This is a genomic window from Frischella sp. Ac48 (genome assembly GCF_019641635.1).
Lineage (GTDB): Bacteria > Pseudomonadota > Gammaproteobacteria > Enterobacterales > Orbaceae > Frischella > Frischella japonica.
The window spans coordinates 1-26480 of sequence record NZ_JAETXP010000004.1 but is presented as its reverse complement, the minus strand read 5'-3'; the positions used below and the strand labels follow the sequence as shown (position 1 = coordinate 26480).

General features: G+C 33.1%; 24 protein-coding genes and 1 tRNA gene. 8 read left to right on the top strand and 17 right to left on the bottom strand.

All coding sequences use genetic code 11. The annotated features are described in order from the left end of the window. Positions 1-5 precede the first annotated feature (5 nt). Positions 6-809 (bottom strand): lipopolysaccharide core heptose(I) kinase RfaP, encoded by an 804-nt coding sequence (rfaP, locus tag JMI89_RS03560; RefSeq protein ID WP_220679355.1) that lies wholly within the window; start codon positions 807-809, stop codon positions 6-8. After that, entirely contained in the window at positions 802-1926 is a 1125-nt protein-coding gene (locus tag JMI89_RS03555) for a glycosyltransferase family 4 protein (RefSeq protein ID WP_220679354.1), read from the bottom strand. The genes rfaP and JMI89_RS03555 overlap by 8 nt, the downstream gene beginning before the upstream one ends. A 944-nt stretch (positions 1927-2870) precedes the next feature. Here JMI89_RS03555 and JMI89_RS03550 point away from each other — a divergent pair. From JMI89_RS03550 to JMI89_RS03525, 6 genes are all read left to right on the top strand, one after another. Next, positions 2871-3137, top strand: a complete 267-nt coding sequence (locus tag JMI89_RS03550; protein ID WP_187754187.1) for a hypothetical protein — start codon at positions 2871-2873, stop codon at positions 3135-3137. Between the two features lie 19 nt (positions 3138-3156). Beyond that, complete coding sequence (locus JMI89_RS03545; RefSeq protein WP_220679353.1) at positions 3157-4110, top strand: hypothetical protein; 954 nt, start codon at positions 3157-3159, stop codon at positions 4108-4110. Between the two features lie 1065 nt (positions 4111-5175). Beyond that, positions 5176-6102 (top strand): hypothetical protein, encoded by a 927-nt coding sequence (locus tag JMI89_RS03540; protein ID WP_187754185.1) that lies wholly within the window; start codon positions 5176-5178, stop codon positions 6100-6102. Between the two features lie 4 nt (positions 6103-6106). Then, entirely contained in the window at positions 6107-6406 is a 300-nt protein-coding gene (locus JMI89_RS03535; protein ID WP_220679352.1) for a hypothetical protein, read from the top strand. Continuing rightward, complete coding sequence (locus tag JMI89_RS03530) at positions 6406-7089, top strand: hypothetical protein (protein WP_220679351.1); 684 nt, start codon at positions 6406-6408, stop codon at positions 7087-7089. Before JMI89_RS03535 ends, JMI89_RS03530 begins: the two co-directional genes overlap by 1 nt. Positions 7090-7150: 61 nt before the next feature. Beyond that, on the top strand, positions 7151-7849 hold the full coding sequence (locus JMI89_RS03525) for a hypothetical protein (RefSeq protein ID WP_220679350.1): 699 nt from the start codon (positions 7151-7153) through the stop codon (positions 7847-7849). Between the two features lie 1033 nt (positions 7850-8882). Here JMI89_RS03525 and JMI89_RS03520 read toward each other — a convergent pair. From JMI89_RS03520 to rplU, 13 genes are all read right to left on the bottom strand, one after another. Next, positions 8883-8958, bottom strand: a tRNA-Ala gene (locus JMI89_RS03520). Between the two features lie 129 nt (positions 8959-9087). Next, positions 9088-10140: a protein translocase subunit SecF gene (secF, locus tag JMI89_RS03515; RefSeq protein ID WP_187754180.1), complete on the bottom strand. Its 1053-nt coding sequence runs from the start codon at positions 10138-10140 to the stop codon at positions 9088-9090. A 9-nt stretch (positions 10141-10149) separates the two neighbouring features. Continuing rightward, positions 10150-12006, bottom strand: coding sequence for a protein translocase subunit SecD (gene secD / locus JMI89_RS03510; protein WP_370633709.1), 1857 nt, complete (start codon positions 12004-12006; stop codon positions 10150-10152). Positions 12007-12054: 48 nt separating this feature from the next. After that, positions 12055-12390: a preprotein translocase subunit YajC gene (yajC, locus tag JMI89_RS03505; protein WP_187754178.1), complete on the bottom strand. Its 336-nt coding sequence runs from the start codon at positions 12388-12390 to the stop codon at positions 12055-12057. A 143-nt stretch (positions 12391-12533) separates the two neighbouring features. Continuing rightward, on the bottom strand, positions 12534-14231 hold the full coding sequence (locus tag JMI89_RS03500) for an NADH-quinone oxidoreductase subunit N (protein WP_220679348.1): 1698 nt from the start codon (positions 14229-14231) through the stop codon (positions 12534-12536). A gap of 5 nt (positions 14232-14236) precedes the next feature. Further along, positions 14237-15844: an NADH-quinone oxidoreductase subunit M gene (locus JMI89_RS03495; protein ID WP_220679347.1), complete on the bottom strand. Its 1608-nt coding sequence runs from the start codon at positions 15842-15844 to the stop codon at positions 14237-14239. A gap of 29 nt (positions 15845-15873) precedes the next feature. Beyond that, complete coding sequence (locus JMI89_RS03490) at positions 15874-17721, bottom strand: NADH-quinone oxidoreductase subunit L (RefSeq protein ID WP_220679346.1); 1848 nt, start codon at positions 17719-17721, stop codon at positions 15874-15876. Then, on the bottom strand, positions 17718-18020 hold the full coding sequence (gene nuoK / locus JMI89_RS03485; protein WP_187754174.1) for an NADH-quinone oxidoreductase subunit NuoK: 303 nt from the start codon (positions 18018-18020) through the stop codon (positions 17718-17720). Before nuoK ends, JMI89_RS03490 begins: the two co-directional genes overlap by 4 nt. After that, positions 18001-18564: an NADH-quinone oxidoreductase subunit J gene (locus JMI89_RS03480; protein WP_220679345.1), complete on the bottom strand. Its 564-nt coding sequence runs from the start codon at positions 18562-18564 to the stop codon at positions 18001-18003. Before JMI89_RS03480 ends, nuoK begins: the two co-directional genes overlap by 20 nt. Positions 18565-19100: 536 nt before the next feature. Beyond that, complete coding sequence (gene cgtA / locus JMI89_RS03475) at positions 19101-20264, bottom strand: Obg family GTPase CgtA (RefSeq protein ID WP_187754172.1); 1164 nt, start codon at positions 20262-20264, stop codon at positions 19101-19103. Continuing rightward, positions 20261-21229 carry a DMT family transporter gene (locus JMI89_RS03470; RefSeq protein WP_220679344.1) on the bottom strand — a complete coding sequence of 323 codons (969 nt, stop codon included), beginning with the start codon at positions 21227-21229 and terminating at the stop codon, positions 20261-20263. Before JMI89_RS03470 ends, cgtA begins: the two co-directional genes overlap by 4 nt. 129 nt (positions 21230-21358) lie before the next feature. After that, positions 21359-21619, bottom strand: coding sequence for a 50S ribosomal protein L27 (gene rpmA, locus JMI89_RS03465; RefSeq protein WP_187754170.1), 261 nt, complete (start codon positions 21617-21619; stop codon positions 21359-21361). A gap of 15 nt (positions 21620-21634) precedes the next feature. Continuing rightward, positions 21635-21943, bottom strand: coding sequence for a 50S ribosomal protein L21 (gene rplU, locus JMI89_RS03460; protein WP_039103244.1), 309 nt, complete (start codon positions 21941-21943; stop codon positions 21635-21637). Positions 21944-22162: 219 nt separating this feature from the next. Between rplU and narX the strand changes: the two genes are divergently transcribed. Together narX and narL are read left to right on the top strand one after the other, a co-directional pair. Then, positions 22163-23971 carry a nitrate/nitrite two-component system sensor histidine kinase NarX gene (gene narX / locus JMI89_RS03455; protein WP_220679343.1) on the top strand — a complete coding sequence of 603 codons (1809 nt, stop codon included), beginning with the start codon at positions 22163-22165 and terminating at the stop codon, positions 23969-23971. Between the two features lie 3 nt (positions 23972-23974). Beyond that, positions 23975-24628, top strand: coding sequence for a two-component system response regulator NarL (narL, locus tag JMI89_RS03450; RefSeq protein ID WP_220679342.1), 654 nt, complete (start codon positions 23975-23977; stop codon positions 24626-24628). A gap of 413 nt (positions 24629-25041) precedes the next feature. Here the strand turns inward: narL and JMI89_RS03445 are convergent, their stop codons facing one another. Together JMI89_RS03445 and JMI89_RS03440 are read right to left on the bottom strand one after the other, a co-directional pair. After that, on the bottom strand, positions 25042-26175 hold the full coding sequence (locus tag JMI89_RS03445) for a T6SS immunity protein Tli4 family protein (RefSeq protein WP_220679341.1): 1134 nt from the start codon (positions 26173-26175) through the stop codon (positions 25042-25044). Positions 26176-26268: 93 nt separating this feature from the next. Beyond that, on the bottom strand, positions 26269-26480 hold a 212-nt coding region (locus tag JMI89_RS03440; protein ID WP_220679340.1), incomplete at its 5' end, for a T6SS immunity protein Tli4 family protein.

Below are 26480 nucleotides of genomic sequence, written 5' to 3'. Positions count from 1 at the left end.
TATCATTAAAGCTGATATTTTTCAGTTCGTTTTGCAATTCGCGCCGATTTTTTTTCCGCGGTTGTTAACAGTTTATGTTCATCATGCAAAATCGTTTTTAATGGTTTATTGAAATAGGTTTTTAAAAATAGCCAGATATCACGTTTAGTTAACCCGATTTTGGTCGATGAAAAATACAGCCCAATCAAATCTTTATCACGCCAACGGGTTGGCACTCGTTTTCGGGTTTGCGCCCGATGCAGATCAATGACGGATAATTTAATTTGCTGATGATGTTCAAATAACGGTAAATCCAATAAAAAATGGCATAAATAACAATCACGGTGATTGACCCCGGCGGCATGCATTTTGGCGGTCATTTTTGCCAGATAGATTATTAATGAATGTTTCAGATGATAGCTCGGCGGATTGGTTAACCAAGACCGAGTGAAATCCTCTAAACTCACTGTCGGGTTAAGATCTTTGGTAATAATAAACGAGTGCCGTGTTAGTGGGTTTAACCCCTTACGACCAAAAGCACGCCCGTCCATGGTATTTACTCCCGCTTGCGCTAAACGGTGAATGGCTGTCCATTCTTGTTTGGCGTCTAACACTGGTAATCTCAAGGACAATAAATTTTTGACGATCTCTTTTACCGTTATGCCACGGTGAATTTTAATAAAGTAAGATTCATCATCAAGTTTAAAATTCAATGTTTTACGCTGTTTAACCGCCCGATAAACTTCACCGGAAATCTGCTCAACTTCGCTAAACGGATCTTTGCCTTTCCATAAATTCTCAAAAGGCGATTTGAGTATAATTTCATTCATAATGATGACAACCTAATATAATATCGGCAGCACGCTCAGCAAGGTGATATAAATCGGCGTTTTGCCCATATTTAATCGCATTATGATGCCATGCAGCTCGTTGTGCTTGATTAGTGAGAGCATTTTCCAGTGTGCTATTTAATTCTGATTGATCAAAAGGCTCACTAAGCACCACACCTGCATTCGCATCTGTAATATGATAAGCATAACCGGCTATCCCGGTTACAATCACCGGCACGCCAGCAGCTAGAGCCTCGATTAAAACCATACCAGCGGCTTCTTGTCGAGCTGGATGCAGTAGCAGATCTGCGCTAAAGAGAAAATCGGGGATATCATCCCGCCCTGAAAAAAAACGGACTTGATTAAAAATATCCAACCGTTTCGCCATTTTTTGGTAATTATCGGGTTTATCTTGCCCGACAATCAAATAGCACACCTGTTTTTTTAATGCTTCGGGCAAAGCAGCGATCGCTATTAATGTGCGATCAACACCTTTTCGTTTAAAATCAGAACCAATTTGTACAATCACAAAAGCATCTTGCGCAATGTGATTGACTTGCCTAAATTGCTGGCGTTTAATTGGTGAATCAATATAATATTGCCGATCTTTTGCAATACCGGGTGGCAGTAAAACAAATCTTGATGCTTGAGTATGGTAATATTTTTCAAAATCGCTAATTTGTTGCTTAGTTAGCACCATAATTTTGGTATCATGCTGCTGATTAAATACCGCATCTTCAAACGCCAAATAGTGTTTACAGCGTTTAGATAATTTATAAAAAAAGCCTTTATGGGAGACTTTCTCGGCAAAACACGTATCGCCGGCAAAATAGACGTCTAATCCCGGCATTTTATTAAAGCCAACGACACAATCAACCGGATATGTCTGTAGATGATCTTTGACCCAATGATAATAAGCTAGATTACGGCTATGATTCGATAGCCCCTTTTTCGGGACTAAAATAATCTCAAACTCAGTCGGTTTATCGCCTTGCCACTGCATAACATAAACACGAACTTTATGCCCTTTAGCGTGACAAGCTCGGGCAATTTGCAAGAAATCACGTTGCAAACCGCCGTAAGGAAAATATTTATAGATACAAAAAGCTAGTTGCATGCACATTGCCTCAAGAGTGAAAGAAGTATTATATACTTGTTGCTGCGCAAGGTACAAAAAATAGATTTAATCTTTCGTTTTACAGAAAATATATGTGGTTTTGTTCTATTTGTTAATTTAATTGTTTAGATGATTTTTAGTTAATAGTACTGTGAATATAACAATTAACTTTGTTAATCTTGTATAAAAAAAGAAAAACTGGGTTTTTATATTGAAAAGTAGGTATTTTCTGAAAGTTCTTGGCAAAGATTGTCACTTTAACGCTTATGTGAGTTTCATTACTAATGAAAATTTTGATGGAGATAATAATGATTTATATCTCAAAAAAAGCAGCAACTATGGTCTTAATAAAAAATAGAATATTACGCTTATGACAAACCCCAACAACAATTTATTATATTGAATGATAAAGCAAAAACTTCCACTAATTACCAATTTTGTCTGGGTAAAAAGAAAATGACCAAATATCGCACACAGATGATTTTTAATGCATAGGCTATAATCGTAATAAACGAATAAAGACTAAATGTCTGGATAAATCGGGAAATTATCTAAATGAATACTGTCGCCAATTTAAGTATAAAAACGAGAGAGGTGACCCGTTTCGAAAATTACCTGACTCAAAAAAGACAACATTTTTTATGTATTACAAGTCGACACCAAAGTGAATTTTGATCTTCAGTTACTTCCCAAAGATTATAAATGGTATGTAATCACATTATTTGATGAACAAAAATATTTGAACATTCAGGGTTACATAGATGATTGTTTTTTGGATTATATAGGTTAAGTTTTTATTTAGGTAGACAAGATGTTTATAAATTTAGATTAATTTTATCTGATTATCGTTGTAGTCAGCATCCAGAAGGGAAAAACTACCAATCACACAGGAAAAGCGATAGATATTCAATTTTACAAAAGAAATTGGGCTATTGGTGGTAAAAATGATAAAAATATTGAGCCTTTACTATATACGTGATACTTTTTTATCACTTGCCTTAAAATACAAAAAATGGAACGATACAAATCTTTTTAGCATTGAACCAATTAGATTAAATAATCATAGTTCAATAACAGGTGAGCAGCACACTTATAGTTGGATTCATATGGATGTTAGAACGTTTGAAAAACGATATTTATTAGATGAATATTTTTGTACTGATGCTACAACTTTAAATGAAGAAAAATTAATTACATTTATTCATAGTTAATTTATGGTTGAGGTTAATAATGTTTAAAATTATAAGTAGGTTTGTCGGATTGTTTTTGTTTTGTTACATCGCAATAATAGCCAATACAGAAGCAAAAAATAACGCCAATGATTCGGTAAAAGATGACACAATAGAATGGCAATTAATTAATATTAACTACCTATCTAATTCTACAACTGACTTTGAGCTAATTGACCAAATTTACAGACGCTTAAAAGAAATATCAGTTAAAAGTAATAAATATCAATTAATATTTGATAATAAATATTTGTTAAATATAAAACAAAATAAAGCCAATTTAGCAGCAAATATTCATAATTTATTACACAACGAATTGAAACGACTAAATTTAATTGATAATCAGCAAGATAATCAAAATTTTATGATTGAAACATTACCAAACCAATATAATTTAAATGAATCATTAGTGTTAAATTCTGATTATCTTTTCTTATTCAATAATAACGATATTATTTTAACATACAAAAATAAACAGAAGATGCGCAAAGAATTGGAAAGTATATATAATCAATTACATACTGTTACTCTCCCATTAAATGATCGTTATTGGCCACCAGAAAAAAATGATGGTTTTTTACCTATACCTGATGAGTTTAATTATTTTTTTAAAGGTATGCTAGATGACGATTATTTTAAAGCAATAAAATTAAAAGAATTTAACAATATAAAATTACTATTATTATCTTCATATTCTCTTTCGGGTTCACCTCAATTATCATTAGTCAGCCTTTCCAATGAGTTTAATTTCATTGATCGATTGGAGTTAGGTGAACATTTTGAATTAGAGGATGGTGGTGTTTGGAACAAATTCCTTATTGATAAAAATTACTGCATCACAATACAAAAAATCGAAAGCCCTTATGATGGCTCTAAAAAACAAACAAAATTATTAAATCAAACAAAATATGTTATTAGTGAAAAAGGAGTTTTTATTGAATTAGAAAAACAATAAATTTTGTTTGGCTGTTAAATAAATTTTAAAGGTTAAGCCATTAGTATAAGTTTGCTAATTAATGAATAACTATGAAAGTATAAAAAGGAATATTTGCAGCTGGGCGTTTTCAAATAATTCCTGAAACTTTAAACTCAGCTCTACATTATTTGAAATTAGATTTACTATTAATAATTTAGTAAAGATTAAAAAGAAAAAAATATTTTGAGCATAATGGTGATGTTGAAGATGCTATTTATGATTTGACTGAAGAATTCGCATCATCAGAGTACCTAAAGATAAAACGATATTTGACTGGTAAGCGTTGCAGCTTTTGGCGATTATTATATTATCAAGGTGATGGGCTGAATTCCGTCCATATATAACCAGACAAAATGGTTGATGCTTTAAGAGAAGCGAAAAATGAAAATTGGAAATAAATATGAAGAAGATTAAATTTGCTATTTTATGTTAATTATATTTTTCAGTTAGTTATTCTTTCATGGTTCAAAATAAAAAACCGATTAAAATAAATTTTAACGATTTTCACTTAAAAAAAACTAAAAATACAAAACTTAAGGTTTACGGATATGGTGGAGGCGCAATTTGTGAAGAGATTATAAACTGACTCTCCAACAAAGTAATTGGATTACCTAATGCTTCTTTAATAAAAGATGAAAATGAATTTTCTATAGAGCATCATTTAAATAGTCGTTCAATTATTATTTCCGGAATAATAGCTGAACCGAATGAAAAGTTTAACCCTTTGAAAAGTAGTTAAATTAATTTCGGGACAAAAGAGTTTTAAACAAAATATTTTCAGAAATAATAAAAGAAAGATGTCTGCATTGGGACAACGATCGGAAAAACAAAAAATAAAATAGAGGAAGAAAATGCGAAAAATTACAGCGATAACCATATTTTTATTATAAACTTTGATAATATTAAACGTCAATTTTAATGCAAATGCTGCGCCGAAAGATTATTTTTTCAGATTATCTGGCGTGAAAAATGACGCAACATTAAGTAATTCTCTCTTTCAAGCTGTGTTTCCTTTTTCAAAGATTGGTAATGGAAGATTAATTTATGAAAGGTTTATTGTATCTTATTTTATGTTTGGTTAGTTTTTATGCAAATAGTGCATTGTATAATATCAATAAAAGTTACCAAGGAGACCCCTTCTTTAAAAATGTAAATATGCAAAAATTAGAAGAGGATTGTTCAAGGAGTGTCGAGTATTGGAATGATAGTGATATCCAGGATGAGGAAGAACGCCGTTGTCCTCTAAATTCTATTAAATTTGATTATGGAAATGTATATAATTTAATTGAGCAAGATCCCATTGTATACAAAGATGATAATTTTCAGCTGGAAATAAGTTTATCAAGTGACGACATAATTTTATCTTTAATTCATAATCATCAGGTGAAAGATAAGATTAATCTTTATGGTTATATGAGTGATGGTAGCAGTGCATGTGGAGGTTGGGTTGCTTATCAACGTTATTATATTTCATCCAACGGCGATATTTATACTTTATGGTTAATAGAAACAGAAGATGGTATTTCGCCTACACTTTGGAAACATTATAAAATTGATAGCAAAAATAAGAAATTTATTCTTAAAGAAATGTCAATAAACCGATATTATGATCAATTTAAAATTGTTTATCCTGATAAATTTAGTGCAATTTCGAATAATAAATTTTCGGAAAATTCTAATAAACAATTTGATGATTCATGTTTAAATGAATGCGAAGAAGGCTACTATTGTAGTTGTTATTTTGATTTATATAGCCATTATCAACGTCTACTAGAGAATAAGATCATAGCGTTTAATAAAAAAAATAAAACCAAAAACAAATCAATTGTTTCGTTAAAAAATAGAATAAACTCAAAATGTCTAAGTTTTTCCCCTCCTAATTATGATGATAAGTTTGATTCTTATTTAATAAAAGTCATGTCTTGTTTTATAGATGAATATAAAGATGAAATAAATAAACTGAAGAAATGATTCAATGAACTGGAAAAATAAGCGAGGCTCGTGTTTTCCGAGTGCAAATCACGCAAATGGTGCCTGTATTGATATTCACTATTTTTATAATGCTAATGATGAAAATTTTTTATTGGCAATGAAAAAATTTCATTTTACAGAAATCTTAGTTGGTAACCCTAATACCGATGAGGATATATTTAAACCATATATTCCTCACTATAAAAAATTAATCACTCTTGGCGGAGAAAATGGTGATAATTTACATAATAATCATATGCACTTTGATAAATTTCAATACGAAGTAGCTGAGGTCTATTTATAATGCAGATAAAGTCTTTATTTTATGGTTTATTATTTTTAACTATTTTAACATGTTCACATTCATTGAACGCTTTAGTTCATACTAATCTATTGCCTGTAGGAAAACCTCAAATTATAAATAAGAAGCTGGTTAAGGATATTAACGATAATTGTTGGATTGACGATTATTTTTCTTATGCAAAGAATGGCTGGAAAGAATATGATAAAAGATGCAAATTATCGACCTTTTCTTCGACCCAGAATACTAATAATATATTTGAAGAACTACAAAAAAATAAAATTGTTTATTTATATCAATCCAAGCAATTTAATATTTATTTAAAAAAAACGACCGATACAAAAAAATGCCTTGTTGAAGAAAAACAACTTGAAGGTGAATGTGCAATATCACCCGAACAGTTTATTATTACCATGTTTATCGAATCATCGAGCAAAATAATAAATCAACTTATTGTTTATTATGGTAAATATTATCATAATGGATTGGTTCGAGAGAGATTAGATTTTTACATCGATAAACAATTAAATGTTTGGCTACTTGAACATATTTTAGATGAAGAAGGTTCATCTGCGACTCTGTGGCAACATTACCAAATTAGTAAAAAAGGAAAGTTTAATTTGCTGGATGAAATAAAATGTCAGTTCGAAAATGGCGGTCTTAAATTGGTTTGTAAAAATAAATAGTCAGCATATCAATTCAGTAATTTGAGAACTTTCAATATGAAATAATAAGGGTGTTTCTATAATGCAGATAAAGTCTTTATTTTATGGTTTATTATTTTTACCTATTTTAGCATGTTCACATTCGTTGAACGCTTTAACTCATACTAATTTATTACCTGTGGGAACGCCTCAAATTATAAATAAAAAGCTGGTTAAGGATATTAACGATAATTGTAGAATTGACGATTATTTTTCTTATACAGAGGAAAAACAGAAAGAGTATCATAAAAAGTGTAAATTATCGACTTTTTCTTCAACTCAGAATGTTAGGAATATATTTGAAGAACTACAAAAAAATAAAATTGTCTATTTATATCAATCCAATCAATTTAATATTTATTTAAAAAAAACGACCGATACAAAAAAATGCCTTGTTGAAGGAAAACAGCTTGAAGGTAAATGTGCAGTTTCCCCCGAACAGTTTATTATTACGATGTTTATTGAATCATCGAGCAAAATAATAAATCAACTTATTGTTTATTCAAGTGAATATAATCAGAGTAGCATGTCTCAAAAGACATTAGATTTTTACATCGATAAGCAATTAAATATTTGGCTATTTGAACATTTCTTCTTCGAAGAAAGTGCAATGGCTTCTTTGTGGCAACATTACAAAATTAATAACAAAGGAAAGTTTAATTTGCTCGATGAAATCAAATGTCAGTTCGAAAATGGCGGTCTTAAATTGGTTTGTAAAAATAAAAATTTTAAAAATAAATAGTCAGCTTGCTTTAATTGAGTAAAGTACTACATCAATTTAGGGATCTCAATCATCTAGTTTTACAGTGATTTTTAAGGCGGTCTTAGGGATTTATGAAGTCAAAATTCTATTCTCTAATGATAAATATTCAAGGTCACCAATTATAATAGGAAATCCTTACGATAAATAAGGATAGTTTATGAAACCATTAATTTTAATATCATTGATATTGCCTAACTTATTATAAAATCAATAAATATATAAAAATTCTTTTAAGCTAATATATTAGCTGTTAGAAGTACAAAAATACAACAAACAGATATGTTTCCGCCATATATTTTTAAGCATAAAAGTAAAAAAAATCCCTATAGATTTCTATGTGAGTGGTTATGAACCTTTGGGGAAGGCCCAAATAAGTAAGAATAAATTACAATTTCACCTTAATAATGAAGAAAGTACAAGATAACTATCCCTTGAATATCAATTTACTCATCATTAACAAAATATAAAAATATTGCGATGATAACCCCATCAGTTTACCGACTGGTAGAATGGCACGTAAGCTCGACAACTTAGCCGAATAGTATGGCTATCACTTAAAAATAAGAGTAGATAATGAACCAGAGTTGACGGTCAAAACGCTAAACGATTGGGTTTTATCACATGAGGATAATCAGCGGTTACTTCAATCCTGATTGTCCTTTTTTGGTATATGGGGAAAGTATGGATTAAACACCATATTTTTTATCTTTGATCTATTAGATTTAACAAGCAATTATCTATTATCAACTTCAAACAATGCCAAGTCTTTATCACTAGGCTTACTTTGATTTGTTTATCTATCAATGCTGTGATTTTCCTTGCCATAATTATAAATTTTAAGGTATTCGGTAAAAAAGTAAACGATAACCATATACCGAATCGTATACCAAAAATTATGGTTGTATATGTATCTTAATAATACTAATAAAATATTAAAATACAGCTTAATGCTTACTATTAGTGTGTTAGAGGTGTTTAAATGGGTATTAATGAATATTGCAGAATAGTGAATTGGTGGAGCCAAGGGGGATCGAACCCCTGACCTCAACGCTGCCAGCGTTGCGCTCTCCCAGCTGAGCTATGGCCCCAAGAACCTAGGCAATGATATGCAACTCAAGACGTTCTGTCAAGATAGTTAAATGGAATAATTTTTTATTTTCTTATCCACCTATTTATATTGCTATATAACCAACATAAATAGGTGTTTTTAACATCAATTAGCGTAAAATAGGCGCTTGATCAGCTCCTTCTACTTCAACTTTCTGTTGAATAAAATGTTCTCGTTTAATTCCCATCTTTAATGACATATAGGCGGCAACATAAATAGAAGAGATAGTACCAAGTACAATCCCAATCCCTAGTGTTTCAGAGAAACCACGTAACATACTACCACCAAAAAAATAAAGGATGATTACTACCGCCAATGTTGTACCTGATGTCATCAAGGTCCGACTTAAGGTTTGTGTCAGAGAAATATTAATTATATCGTACGGTGAAGCACGACGTATTTTCCTAAAATTCTCCCTTATTCGGTCAAAAACGACAATCGTATCATTAAGCGAATAACCAATAATCGATAACATTGCCGCAATAATGGTTAGATCCAATTCACGCTCAAACAACGACAAATAACCCGCTGTAATGATGACATCATGAGCTAACGCAACAACGGCACCAGTGCCAAAACGCCATTCAAAACGTAAGGCAATATAAATTAGAATTGATACCAATGCCGCTAAAATAGCTAAGATACCATCTTGTGCCAATTCAGAACCAACTGATGGTCCAACAAAAGCAACACGTTTAATTTCAGCATTATTATCAATGTTTTTATGCATCAAATCAGCTATTTTGGCACCTAATGCACTATTGATTTTCTGAATTTTCTGCTCTTCTGTCAGATTTGAATCGATGTCAGTCGTATTATCTTCTTTAATAAGTGGTAAACGAATAATAATATCTTGACTGGAACCATAATTTTGTACTATTGGTTCACCGTAACCAGCTTGCTTCAAACTTGCACGAATATCGTCTAAATCAACTCGTTTACTTAATGTGATTTCAATCGTAGTACCACCAGAAAAATCTTGCCCTAAATTAAAACCTTTTACCAAAACGACAACAATTGAACCGACAACTAACAGCATAGAAATCGCAAATGCAATAAAACCAAAACGAAGAAAATCGATAACACGACGACCGTGATTGAGTGATTCAACATTCGTCGATGGATTTTTTTCGTTATCTTTCTGTAATTTTAAATTTGCCACCTTCGACTCCTAAATTGATAGCTTTTCAATACGGCGTCCACCGTATACTAAATTAGCTAAAGCACGGGTTCCGACAATAGAGGTAAACATCGATGTCAAAATACCGATACCTAACGTAATAGCGAAACCTCTAATTGAACCGGTACCAACAGCATATAAAATTACTGCAGTAATTAAAGTGGTAATGTTGGCATCAAAAATACTACTCCATGCCCCAGAATAACCTTCATCAATAGCATGCTGTACACCACGACCATTGCGTAATTCTTCTTTAATGCGTTCATTAATTAACACATTTGCATCAACAGCCATTCCCACCGTTAAAACGATACCAGCAATACCAGGCATACTTAAGGTTGCACCTGGTAATAAAGACAACATGCCTACAATCAAAATCAAATTAGCTATTAATGCCAAACTAGCAAAGAGACCAAATAAACGATAAACAACCAACATAAATGCAACGGAAATCAATAATCCCCATAAGCACGACTCTAAACCTTGAGTAATATTTTCTTGCCCCATTGATGGTCCAATAGTTAATTCCTCAACGATCTTCATCGGAGCAATCAACGCACCAGCCCTTAATAATAACGATAATTGTTTCGCTTCGTCATAATCTTTTATACCAGTAACTTGGAAATTATTACTAAAGATATCTTGTATGGTCGCTGTATTGATAACTTGCTCTTGTTTTTCCATAATTGGCTTACCGTCACTATCGACTTTACCAGTATCTTTATATTCTACATATAAGGTTGCCATTGGTTTTTTTAGATTCTTTTGCGTGAAAGCTAACATTTTTTTGCCACCTTCATTATCCAACTGAATGGAAACTTGAGAATTTTCACCAACGAGTTTATATGACGAATCGATAATATGATCACCTGTCAATATAACATTTTTATACAATAAAACGGGATAACCGTTTTTGGTAAATTTGACCTCTGAACCATAAGGTACTCTTGATTTTCCTGTTACAATATCATTAATATCATAGGCACTTGAAGTATTAACCTGCCTAAACTCTAAGGTTGCTGTTGCACCAATGATTTTCTTAGCCAAAGCAGTATCTTGAATACCCGGTAGCTCGACAACAATGCGATCCGCACCTTGTCTTTGAACTATCGGTTCAGAAACACCTAATTGGTTTATTCGATTGCGTAATATGGTGGTGTTTTGCGCAACAGCATCGGTTCTGGCACGTTGTAAGCGCCTTTCACTAATACCAATCACGATTTGCTTGTCGTTTTGCTTAATAAGTTGATAATCTGGTGACAAGCTAATTCTGGTTATTGCCGCATTCCTCGCATCATTATTATCAAAAGAAGCAATAATTTGTTGCTGACTATTTTTACTTAAACCAGTGAAATTTATTTTATTGGCATTAAAATCAGCACGTAATGTATCAAGGGTAGCATCAAGTATTTTATCTAAGGCAGTTGTCATATCAACTTCCATCAAGAAATGCACCCCACCGCGAAGATCTAAACCTAACTTCATCGGTTCCGCACCAATTGCATTCAACCAAGATGGTGTTGCTGGTGCTAAGTTTAAAGCCACAATATAGTTATCACCAAGCGCTTTTGTGATCACATCTTTTGCTTTGAGTTGAATATCATTCGTGGCTACTCTAATTAAGATCGATTTATTTTCAAAAATAATTGATTTAAAAGGTATCTTATTATTATTGATAATTTGTTCGACTTGTTTTTGGGTATTGATATCGACTATGGTACTATTATTTGAACCTGAAATTTGAATGGCAGGATCTTCACCATAAATATTTGGAAGAGCATAGAGTAGGCCGACAAGGATAATGCCGACCAACATAATGTACTTCCACAAAGGATAGCGATTTAACACGACGTAATCTCTTGTGGTTAATGTTAATTATTCATTCTACACAATGAATTATAAAGATTTCATTGTTCCTTTAGGCAAAACTGAAGCAACAAAATCACGTTTAATGACGACTTCAGTAGTATCGTTAAGTGCTATTGATAAATAACCATTATCGCTCACTTTAGCAACACGACCAATTAATCCGCCAGTAGTTAAGACTTCATCACCTTTAGAAATGGCAGCCATCAACTCTCTGTGAGCTTTTGCTTTCTTTTGCTGTGGGCGCATAATCATAAAATAGAAAAAAATCCCAAATATAACTAACATAATCAATGTCATAGTATTTGAGTCAGTTGGAACAAAGGCGCCATCATTGGCATAAGCATTACTGATAAAAAAGTTCATACTTTCCTCTTAAGTCAGTTATTGTTAAATAATATCGGTGCATAATAATACATGAAAACATAATTATAGCATACTAATTCATAAATTTAGTGGCGTTAACCGCTGCTCATTAAATCCATAATTTGGGAAAATAAATAATATCTTTATTGTGGTGTTAAATATTGTGCAATACTCACTAAATTAAATAACCATTTCGGATATACCCCACAAAAGACAATGAATAAGGCTGAACCAACAATAAAAACTTCATTTATGCCAATCTGTTTAAATTTGGCAAAAATAGAAATATTCGTATTTGTGAGATTAGTCTTTATCATATTATCGGGTTTTATGAAGAGAATAATCACTAATCGTAAATAAAAATACAAACTAAAGGCGCTTACAATAACTACGGTACCAACTAACAACCATAGTTCTGCCGTAACACCGAGTAATATCAATGAGAAACGACCAATAAAGCCAACTGTCAATGGAAGACCGGCTAAAGATAGCAAACCAATTCCCATTGCCAATGCTATAATCGGTCTGCGCCAGAATAATCCGTAAAGATCTACATCATTATCATGATCCTCTTTAGCATTTGAACATGACTCTAAACTGATTACACCAAGCACACAAATATTGGCTAACATGTAACCGATTAGATATACACCGATTGTTTCCAAAGCTAACACTTGATATTGAACGGCTATCAGGGCTATCAATAAATAACCTAAATGAGCAATTGATGAATAAGCTAATAAACGTTTAATTTTATGCTGTGTGATGGAAAATACATTTCCCCAAATTATGGAACAAAATGCCATTATAGTCATAATGATGCGTATGGTTTCATTATTAACAATTGGCGCTAATAAAAATAAACGAGCAACAGCGCAAAAAATCGCAATTTTGCCGATCGTATTTAATAACAAACAGACACAAGTCGGAGCACCTTGGTAGACATCAGGTAACCATAATTGGAACGGAACGTAAGAAAGTTTAAAACCAATTCCAACTAGCATTAAGCATACACCCAACAATAATAATATGCTTGGCGATGATAATGTTGATAACTGATAACTTAAACCACTAAATGTTAATTCACCTGTAGCAGCATAATAAAAAGCAATACCCATTAACAGAAAGGAAGTTGAGATAACCGATAACACCATATATTTTATTGCAGCTTCTAAGGAGTATTTTTGTGTATATTGATAGCCAACTAAACCGACAACCATAATCGACAACAATTCCATACCGATAAAAAATGAAATCAGGTGGCTAGAGTAAATTAAAGTCGTTGCCCCTAAAGCAGAGAAAAGCACCATCAAATAAAATAAATCGTGATGTGTCGCTTCATTCTTAAACCAAGTCGCAGCTAAAGTAGAAACAATAATAGATAAAAACAGAATAAGACTCGTGTAAAGTGCACCATAACCATCAATAGTAAATAGTGTTAAAATGACGTTTTTATTTCTTACTATATCATCTTCGATCGACGCTCCATCATTTAACATTGAAGGTGGTAATTCAACAGTATGCATTTCCGGTAACATTTGCTCATTAGTTGCAGCGTCATTAATATCATCCGTCACTTCAGTTGGTTTATCCGTAACCTCATCAACGTTTTGTGCCAGATTTGTCAAAATAAGGGCATCATTATCAGAACCGGAAATAATCTTATAACCAATACACGTAGAGGATACCAACGACAAGAGTAAACAAAAAATTGCCAACATTGCTGTTTGTTGTGTGCTAATTCGATTAAACAATAGAAAAAATATTAATATGACTATTGCACTACCTAATATCAGCAAAGGCAATAAATAAATAAATTCATAAGTTGTTATCGCCATCATATAACTTATACATCCCCTTTAATCAGATTGGTTTGTGCGCTGCCAATAATCTGCTGAATTTTATTCATCGCCGGGTAGCAAAGATCCAATGACCATTGTGGATATAATCCAATGAAAAATAAAATGATTAAAATAAAGATTAATAATGACAAATCTTTAACGGAAATATGTTTTTTATCTATGATTGGTTTATCAACCAGACCATAAAACATCGGTTGGATTCGAATAATAATAGAAATCGAAAGTAAACAGAGTCCGATTATCAATAATACACCAAAATAAGCTGAAGATTCATAACTCCCTAAAAACATCATAAAGTTACCAACAAAGTTTGCCGTACCTGGCACGCCTAAAATAGCTAAAATAAAAAATAATGTTAAAGTGGATAGATATTTAACATGTGATTTTAAACCGATAAAATGATTAATATTGCGTGTCAAATAACGTTCGATTAATAAATTACTAATAATAAATAATCCAACTATCACCAAACTAATAGCAATAATTTCAATGACAATACCTTGATATGCCAATAATGAACCACTATAAAGTACGGCTGTCATGACACTCATTAAACCAATATGAGCATAGGCGATTAACCGTTTTATATCATTTTGATTAAAGCATAATATTGCCACATAAAATAATGTGATTATGGCAAGCCCCACCATAATAGGCATAATGGTTAATGACGCATTGGGAAATAATGGAATAACCAAGCGTAACAAACTATAAGTCGCCGTATTGACCAGTAATCCACTGATCATAATTGATCCCGTAGTCGAAGATTCGATATGTGCTTGAATAAACCAACCATGAAAAGGCAATAAAGGAATTCTAACTAAAAAGGCGACCAAGAATCCTAACATCAATAAAAATTCAACATAACTTGATATTGGGGTATTGATTAACGTCGCACTATCAAAAGACCATTTATTAGTCAGTTTCCAATTGATTAAAGCTAACGATACTATTGATATCAACATAAGCAAACTACTGACTTGAGTGTAAATCAAAAATTTACTCGCACCATTAAATCGCAATTGTGCATTAGAATCTCGCCTGCCCCACAATACAATTAGAAAATATACGGGAATGGAAACCGCCTCCCATATTAGTAAAAATAAAAATAAGTCAACAGTTACAAATGACATGATTACAGCTGAAGACATAAATAATAAGCAAAAATAGAACAACCCTGAACTATTGGGGCGTTCTCTACGAGAATAAATAATAGCAATCGCGGTAATAATCAGGGTTAGAAAAATCATCAAAACAGCTAAGCCGTCTAACACCAAATGAAAACGTATACCGAGTAATGGCATCCAATCAAGATCAACAACTTCTATCCGACTTAACTCTGGATTTTCTCCATTAAACGCTTTAAGCATAAATATGCCTGTTATAACCAATGATCCTAGCACAAACGCTAACGCAATCCAGTTAGCCGAAAACAAACGGAACTCATCGCGCAATTTACAGATTAAATCTGAGCTATTATCCAGATTGCGTTTATTTTGCTTTATTTGGGCAAAAGAACGTTGCAAATAGGCATCGAGTAACCAGCCTACCAATCCACCTAATAAAGGTAAAAATACCAGCCAAACTAACACGTAAAATCCTTTCTAGAGTGATGAATCAATTAAATTAAAATTAACAGGAATAATATGATAATACTACCAGTCACAATAGACATAATGTACCATCGTAAGCGCCCGCTTTCTAAGGAAATAATCTGAAAATTAATTTTCTTAATTCCCCAATTAATAAAATACATCCATTTTGATATCGGATCCCTTTGGATTAATTGTGCAATATAAATATATGGCCTTACCAATAATAACAATATTAATTTATCAAAATACCAGTCATTACCCCATAATCTGATCAAGACCTTACTAATTGGTGTACTAGCAATTTCCTTAATTTCTGGATTCGGGTGATAAAAAAGTATGTAAGCAATTAGAATACCTAAAATAGTAATGGATACTAATAATAATTGTAAGGCTAATTGATTATGGTTATTAAAATCAATAATAGGAATAATTCCTTGAATTGGTAATGGTAAATAAATAAATATCGCCGTCGCTAAAATTGCTAAAACAATTAACGGAATATAAATCCAATAACTCACCTTTATATTAGGTAAGGTTTTTCTTTTGTGATGAAATACGAGGAAAATTAGCCTTAAAATACTTAATGTTGATAATAAAATCCCCACCAAAGCAATTATCCCTAAGCCCATTTTATTCGCTGTTATTAATCCCCAAATAATGTCACCTTCAGTATAAAATGAAGACATAACCCAAGGTAAAGCGGAGACAGATCCCGCTGATAGTAAAAAACAACCATATAATAATGGATGGTTACGATATGAACAGTCTATTTTATTAATGTCTCGTTCACCATTACATGCTTTAATCAGAATGGCAGTTGACAACAATAATAATGCACTCGTTACCCCATAGCTGATTATGAAGTTTAGAGATAAAATCCAATTTTGGATCATGAATGCTAAGAATATATAACTAATTTGACTTAAATTAATATATATTACTAAACGTTTAATATCATTTTGTACAAGTGAAATACAACTAGCGAAAATAATATTAATACCGGCGATAACTCCCATATATACGAAGATATCACTCGACATGGCAAACAGCGAACTAAGTCTTAGAATCAAATATCCGCCAGATAATACTGTTGTGAAAGATTGTAAAAGAGCCACTGAAGGCATAGGTGCAACCACAAATTGTGCACAGCCCAGATGAAAAGGAAATAATCCTAAACGCCCCATTACACCAATAAAGAGCATTAATGTTATCCCAAAAATAATGTCTGAATCGACAGCCAAATCATTATTAGCAAGACTTAGAACTTCGCGAATATTAAGTGTGTTTAAGCCACAATAAATCAAAAAAATACCAATTAACAGAAACACATCTACAATATGGGTCATCACAAACCATTTAATGGCTGAATAACTTACTCTCATGGCACGGTAATAAATACCAATTAATAAATAACAACTAATACTAACACCTTCCCAACCAACAAAAAGCATAAATAAATTATCGGCTAGAATCAGTAAAAATATGCTGGCAATCAGTAAATTACCATAAGCATAAAAGGGATAAATATCATTAGAAGACGAAAAGTACCAAGCAGCGAAAATATAGATGACTAAACTAAAAAATACAATAATGATCAGAAAGATTAAAGATAAACCGTCCAAATAGAGCGCTACCGTTATAGTAAGATCATTGATAGTAAACCAATTCCATAAAAAACGCGTATAAATTAATGAGGTTTCCGGTACTGAATTAACATGATAATCAATACAAATAAACACCATTAATAAGCATAATAATCCAATAGTACTAATGCCTGTAACAACAATGTTACCCTTACCAATATTACGACCTAAACAAACTAATAGTAAGAAAGATAGTATGGGAATGACAATGGTTAAATAAAGTAAATTCATCCTTTCATATCACTCAAAGAATCAATATTGACGGTTTTACGTCGATAAAACATTTTAATCAATAAAGCTGAACCCACTAATGTTTCAGCTAATGCTGTACTAATAGCAAGCATTGCAATCAATTGACCATCTTGTTGCTGCCAATAAGCCCCTGCGGCAACTAATGCAATAACTGCACCATTAATCATGATCATTAAACTTAATAATAAAAAAAAGAAATTGCGACGAATCATTGCACCTAATAATCCAACCATAAACAGCGATACGGCGAAAATAAAACTATGCATTAACGGAATCATGTTTTTCCCCAGAATCGTTTTTATTTTGTGTTAGTAATTTAGTGTCTTGATTAATATATAGACGATATACAAAATGATAGGCAATCACTAACGCTCCAACAAGTAATAATACAGCTAATTCAATGATTAAAATATATTCTTCGAAAAGTAAATTGGCTGTAGCGACTTCATCAATCCGACCATTTTGCAATGTAGAATAATCCGTGCTGGTGATACCATATATCAGCATCACAAATAGAATAAATGCTAAAATTAAAGGACCTAACCATATTTTAGGATTGATGCCATATTTATTTTGTTCAACAACATCCGTTCGTAATTTGAGTAAAGACAACAGCAAAAGGAAAATTAATGAGACCGCACCAATAAAAAGTATAATAACTAAAAAAATAGAAAGATAAGCATTCATGGCGACAAAAACCATTAACGTTGCCAATAATGAAATGACAAAATATAATAAAGCCTGCATCGTATTTCTGCTAATAATGACTTTAATACTTGCTATGACAGTGATAATAGCAGCAATATAAAAAACCCAAACCATTTAATTATCCATATCTATATAATAGTTTATATCTTATTTAACGATACCAATTAACATTTAGCAAAATAAAATTAGCTACTTTAGTTTCGATATCCTTCCACGGAAATTTTACTTTGCAGTTAATTAAGGATAGCAATATATAAACTATTTATTGACATTATTAACTTATTCTTATGCTTATTAAGCAAAAAGTCTAGCTAATTTGTATAATTAAATAAAATTTATCGTAAATTTCTTTAAATTAAATTAAAAATTAAACAGACCATCAATTTTTAAATACAATCCATAATAACCAATTTTTGTAACTTTTGGATATTTCAAAAGGTATATAAAATCATATAAAATAAAAAAGCCAGCTTAATAACGAATCAAGCTGGCAAACATTGGAAGCAATGTGAGCAATGTCATACTCTCTAGAAGCATCTGCAACTAATCAAGTACGGCTTTGATGATAATAATTATCATTTGCAAAATCAAGTTTTATTTTTTATATTGTTTCAATATTTCAAAATCAATTAATGACTCACACATTTTAACTATTTTTTATAAATTATCTCTACACCTTCTTCATCACTCTCATCCCAATCGTCAAAGTCGTCATCGGCTAATGCGTCTTCCATCGCTTGTTGATGATAGTCATCCCACATAAATTCTACTTTCTCATTTTTATCATCAGCTTGCGCCTGTTCTCTTGGATGCTCATTAATATAAGTCATTAAATCCCAACACAACGACTTCAGTCCATCATGATTAACCGCTGAAATCAAGTAGTACTTGTCTTGCCAACCTAATTGTTCAACAATATGCTTAGCTCTAAGTTCTGCTTCTTCCTGACCAATAAGATCGGTTTTATTGAAAACTAACCAACGTGGTTTATTGGCTAATTCATCACTATATTGTTGTAATTCTTGAACAATAACGCGCGCATTTTCCGCAGGATCAGATTCATCAATCGGAGCAATATCAACTAAATGTACTAACACCCGACAACGTTCCAAATGTTTAAGAAAACGAATACCTAAACCCGCTCCCTCAGAAGCACCTTCAATTAAACCAGGAATATCAGCAACCACAAAACTCTGCTCATTATCCATTCTCACCACCCCTAGACTAGGCACTAAGGTCGTGAAAGGGTAATCAGCTACTTTCGGTTTTGCTGCTGAAACACTACGAATAAATGTCGATTTACCGGCATTAGGTAAACCAAGCATCCCCACATCCGCTAGTAGTAATAGCTCTAATAATACATCGCGCTTTTCACCAGGTGTTCCATTGGTTTTTTGTCGTGGTGTTCGATTAATCGATGACTTAAAGCGGGCATTGCCTAAACCATGAAATCCCCCTTTAGCAACCATGATCTTTTGCCCATGTTGTGTTAAATCACCAATCACCTCATTAGTATATTTATCGGTAATTCGAGTTCCCACTGGCACTTTCACCGTAATATCTTCGCCACGTTTTCCAGTACAATCAGAACCTTGACCATTTTGCCCACGACCTGCGCGATAAGCTTTCTCAAATCGAAAATCGATTAAGGTATTTAAGTTCTCATCGGCAATAAAATACACATCACCACCGTCACCACCATCACCGCCGTCAGGTCCACCTTTTGGAATATATTTTTCTCGACGGAAACCTACACAACCATTTCCGCCATCACCTGCTTCAACACGAATCGAAGCTTCATCAACAAATTTCATTCTTTTTCTCCCGTTTTCTGCTTAAACAGAAAACCTTTTCCTGGATGCCATATCTGATGCCCAATCGTAGCAAACATGGCGCCACAAATTACAGCTAACGCACCAATATAACCCCAAATATTAAGATATTGCATGGCAAATTTTTCTGGCCATAATAACGCAAATAGATCGGAAAATATCAACGCAAATAATGGGGTTAAAGTGGTTACGGCACTTACTTGCGCAGCTTGCCAACGTTCCATTGCTGCCACTAATGCACCATACGATACGATTGTATTGATTCCGCAAAAAATTAACGCTAATAATTGTCCAGCATCAGCGTTAAAAATCTCACTCGGAGTAGTAATCGGGATAATAACAATCGAACACATAATATAAAGCAACCACAGCAACTGTTCCGCTCGTAATTTACTTAATAATACCTTTTGTGCCAACGCATAAATTGCCCAAGCAATAGCCGCTAATACACCTAACCATACTCCTTTACCATACTGCGAGATGTTAGTAAAAAGCTCAATAATACTTTTATTAAAAAACAATCCCAATCCAATAAGCAGTATAATCATACCGACGATTTGCGAAGCTTTTAAATGTTCCTTAAAAACAATCGCACTTGCGATCATAAAAATAACAATTCCTAGTTGAGCAACAACTTGCGAGGTTGTCGGTGATAAATACTTTACCCCTGACGCAAATAATACAAAATTCCCCATTAAACCCAATCCGGCAATAATTAACATGATAATACGCCGTGGTTTTTTAAAAATTTGAAAATTAGGGAATTGTTGTTTATAAGCTAACCAAACAGTTAATCCGATGGCGGAGATCAAAAATCGATACCATACCACGGTATATGCATCAATAGATACCATTGCATATTTCATTGCAATAGGTACAGCTCCCCACAATATAGCGGTTAACATTGCGAGTATAAAACCGATTTTAACGTTTTGTTGCTTACTCATAAGCGCATCACCCAAAGAATAATTATGTATAGTTTACATCATCTTTGGGATAAGTGATTGATTTAAAGAATAAAATGCAAAAAAGCCCCACAGGATTTGTGGGGCTTTCATCAATCAGATTCGCTTTAATTAGCTATTAGCGACAACACTAACATAGCGACGGTTTTTAGGACCTTTAACTTCAAACTTCACTTGACCATCTACTAAAGCAAATAAAGTATGGTCACGACCACAACCAACATTTGTCCCTGGATGGAATTGAGTTCCACGTTGACGAACTAAAATGTTACCCGCTAAAACTTCCTGACTACCGTAACGTTTAACACCTAAACGTTTACTATGGGAATCACGTCCGTTACGTGATGAACCACCAGCCTTCTTATGAGCCATTGTTAATTACTCCTATTAAGCTATTGCAGTGATCTTAACATCAGTAAACCACTGACGATGACCTTGTTGTTTACGGTAATGCTTACGGCGACGGAATTTAACAATCTTAATTTTGTCACCACGACCGTGTTCAACAATCTCTGCTTTAATTGTTGCACCTTCAACAAACGGAGCACCAACTTTGATGTCTTCACCATTTGCTACCATTAAAACTTTATCGAAAACAACTTCTGAACCGGTTTCGACTTCTAATTTTTCCAAGCGAATAACTTGCCCTTCGCTGACTCGGTGTTGTTTACCACCACTTTGGAAAACTGCGTACATATCTAACTCCGCAATAAAAAGCAGACAACATCGTTTAAATTCTTTACGGTCTGCATAGATTAATCATATAGGGCGTGAATTTTACGCAAATTTTATATGGTATGCAAGTGCTGTTTAGTAAAAGATCGCAAAAAGTAACAAAAAAAGATCAGCGTATTAAATTTTAACGTTATAATATTACTAAAAATAAATATCAATAATCGAATTCATCTCATTACCATGCTAAAAAGAAAAATTAACCATAGTGTATCAATAATCAATTGGTTAACGCTATTAATGTTTTTCTTAGGCGTGATCGCCTTACTAGCTTTATCGCTTTCAAATCGCTTTGCTAATGACACTAAAGGCAGTGCCTATATGATCAATCAATTAGGATTGCTAAGAATGAAAAATTATCAGTTATTATCCATGATCCCATTGCAACAGGATGAATACTCTCGACTTAATCTTTTTGATAATCTTTTACCAACAACACAACACCTTGAGACTCTCAATCGTTACCATTTAATTAATGAATTTTATCAATTAAAAAACGATTGGTTAGTTGATATTAGTCCAAAACTCAAACAAGCACAACATATCGAAACAATACGTAACGACATTGATCAATACGTAGCACGTATTGACGCTTTAGTGCATCAAATCGATCTAAAAACTGAAAACCAAATTGGTTATATTACCCAGTTACAAATTTTATTTATTATACTCATTAGCATATGCTTAATCATACAAATTTATTATTTGCGACGTTATTTATTTGCCCCTTGGCGTAAGTTGATTTCTATGGCAGAAGCCATTGCACAACATCAATTTACTGAACGTTTTACTGTTAGACCCAGAATGAATGAATTTGATCTGCTAGGACAAGCGTTAAATAAAATGTCCGACCAAATTGAGTTTCAATACTCGTTATTAGCAGAAAAAGTAGCGGAAAAAACTGCCGAACTACAGCAAAAAAATAATATTGTTTCTTTTCAATATCAAGCCATAAAACAGTTACATTCTTCCTTACCGCTATGCGAACGCTTTTTGACCATTTTACACAATCTAGAACAATTAGTCCCATTAAGCCAATTTCAGATTCGTTTATATGAATCAGATGCTCCAGAACGCTATCAACAAATTAGCTATGCAAATCAACAAAAACACCCTTATTGTCAAGATCCACAATGCAATGCTTGCTTAATTCCGGCTAAACCTCACCCTAAAAATGGCAGGCAACGTTACTGGTATTTGCAAGATAATCAACAAAAATATGGCATACTATTTGCCGTTCAATCGCCAACCAATCCTCTAACCGAAGAACAAGAAAATTTACTTAACAGTATTATTGAACAGATGACCACGGCAATAATGCTCGATCGGCAAATTGAACAACAAAAACATTATTTATTAATAAAAGAACGTACCGCAATGGCGAGAGAACTACATGATTCGATTGCTCAGTCACTTTCTTGCATCAAAATTCATCTTAGCTGTTTACAAATGCAAGCCGATTTAACCTCACCTGAAAGCATTAATTTACTCAATACGATGCGTAAGGAGGTTAATATGACTTATTCACAATTGAGAGAATTAATCACTTCATTTCGTCTACGTTTAAATCAAACGGGATTTTACGCCAGTCTTACCGAACTGATAGAGGAGTTTAATCAAAAATTGCAACTGAATATCGCATTTGATTACCAACTACCGTTAAATATGATCACCAGTAAATATGCTATTCATTTATTGCAAATTGTTCGTGAAGCAATGAATAATATCTTCAAACATGCCAAAGCAAGTGAAGTAGCTCTCAATTTTAATATCAACCATGATCAAATTATTACGATCACTATTCGCGATAATGGTGTTGGTTTACCTACTAATATAAGACAGGAAAACCATTACGGACTAATTATAATGAAAGATCGCGTTGACTTGTTAAATGGAAATCTTACAATCGATAGCAACCCCAATAAAGGAACACAAATAATGATAACGTTTAAAGCTACCACCGCGATTGCATATCAAACAATTGAAGAGTGATAAATGGATCAAATACACAATACGATTCTCTTAATTGACGATCATCCAATGTTGCGTAACGGGATAAAACAACTTATTGGTACCGATAATCGTCTTTTAGTAATCGGTGAAGCCGGATCAGGTATCGAAGGTATCCAATTAGCTGAAACTTTTGAACCCGATATCATTGTACTTGATATCAATATGAATGATATGAATGGATTAGAAATTTTACGCCATTTAAGAGCTAAGAATATTGCTAGCCGGATCATCATATTTACGGTTTCAGATGCCAAAGAAGATATTATTACGGCGCTAAAAACCGGGGCTGATGGTTATTTATTAAAAGATATGGAACCAGAAGATTTTCTAAAAGCGTTACACAATATTGCGATGGGTAAAGTGGTGATGGATGATGCGATTTCTCACATCATGTTAGACTATATGCGTTATGGTGATAAATCAACAACCAATCATCAACATAACGTTGATTTACTCACTCCCAGAGAGCAGGAAATTTTTCATCTATTAGTCAAGGGGTTATCTAATAAGCTGATCGCTAAAGAATTAGCGATTGTTGAAAGTACTGTCAAAGTCCATATTAAAAATATATTTAAAAAACTCAATTTTAAATCACGCATGGAAATGACAGTATGGTACTTACAAAGCAAGGAATAATCGTCATCATCAAATAATAATAACTGAACAATATATAAGCAATTATTCTACAGAAACAAAAATAACTGCTATATTGCCAACATCAAAAATCACTAAACCAATGTCATTGCGATATTTATTAATCGTGACGAAAAAGGCTAATCGATGAGATTGTGGTATTTTGAAGCCTACTATAACTGGATAACAAAACATTCGCATTTGAATTATTTACCCCCTGTTCAATTTGAAAATAAACTGAAATAATGAGTTAACTAAACTGTTCGTTAAAATGATGGCGCATTAAAGGAGAGCGTCACATTTTAGAGGATACTATCACCGCCGTTTGGGATCGAGTATCGAATTATTATTCAAGCAAATTAGTTTTAATTAGAAAATACCTCAATATATTAAGGCAATATCACAATTATTTATCCTTACTCCAATCCAAAAGCACGCTCGCGCACTCGAATACTGTTAGTAATTTCTCGCCAAATTACCATCAGCTGCTCTTGCGTATACCCCTGAGTTTCATCTTCGGGAATTTTATAATACATTTTGATTTGCAACTGTGGCGTTTTATCGGTTGGATCGAGCATATTTATACCTAATATAAACTTATACCACTCGTCATCTGACTCATAACCTGATCCATCCGAAAAAAACTGCCCTTTGGTTAACCACTCTTCTAACTGCAAACCTTGACTTTCGCGCGTACCCTTATAAATTGTGTGCCCCCGATCATCGGTGACGTAACTTTCGGCTTGATCAAGTAGCTTATAAAAACCTTTATAATTGTTATACGAAATACTAAAATAAAAATTATTGCCCTCATTATACCGATAAGTAACCCCGGTATCTTTCCATTCGCTATCCTCCCCTTGCATAAATCCATGTAACAGACAAAAGCCTGGTGTGGTTGGGATAGTTAAATCATCGCGTGGCTGAATTCGCTCAAACAATTGGCGCAGTTCTTGTAATTTTTGTGGGACATTATTGGTATAAAGTTCTGGATATTTCATCCGATTTTCATCATGCTTTTCATCAGAACCGTTTTGCGCTTTCATCTCAATTTTTAACGTCACTTCATCTTGCCAGCGGTAACCTTCAAGAACCCTGGCGGAATCATCGGTACCTGGACTCTCCATCCGTTCAAAAATAATCCCTTGCATTTTATCCGGATGATTAGTCTGTACCGGATATATTGCTTTTAAATAGGGGCTATCAATCGGGACCATCGTTTTAGTTTCTTTTAACGCCTGCTCACGCCGGGCGATCATCTGTTTAAACGGCGGTAAATACTGCTTCTTGGTGGTAATCACAAAATCACCCGTGCCTTTATAATAAAACAGGCTTTCATTATTGACTTTAAATGCCGCAGGAAAATCAATTAAATAAGTGCCAACACAGCGTGTCGGGGAATTGTTTAGTAAAACATCAACTTGCTGCTGTTCGTTTGCTGATAAAGTCATTTTTTGGATATCCTTGTTAAATGCCTGACAACTGATTAATATGCTTAGTATTAATAGCATCGTCACCATAACTGCCGTATTTTTTCTCAATGCGTTCATGCCAGACACTCCGTTTTTATCATATCAACAATCGCTCGCAGCAGCCGATCTTGACTCTTTTTCTCAAAAATAATAAGCCAATTTTACTCCGCTTTAAAAGCCCTCGCGCACTCGAATACTGTTGGTGATTTCTCGCCAAATCACCATCAACTGCTCTTGTGTATACCCCTGAGTTTCATCTTCGGGAATTTTATAATACATTTTGATTTGCAACTGTGGCGTTTTATAGGTTGGATCGAGCATATTTATACCTAATATAAACTTATACCACTCGTCATCTGACTCATAACCTGATTCATCGGAAA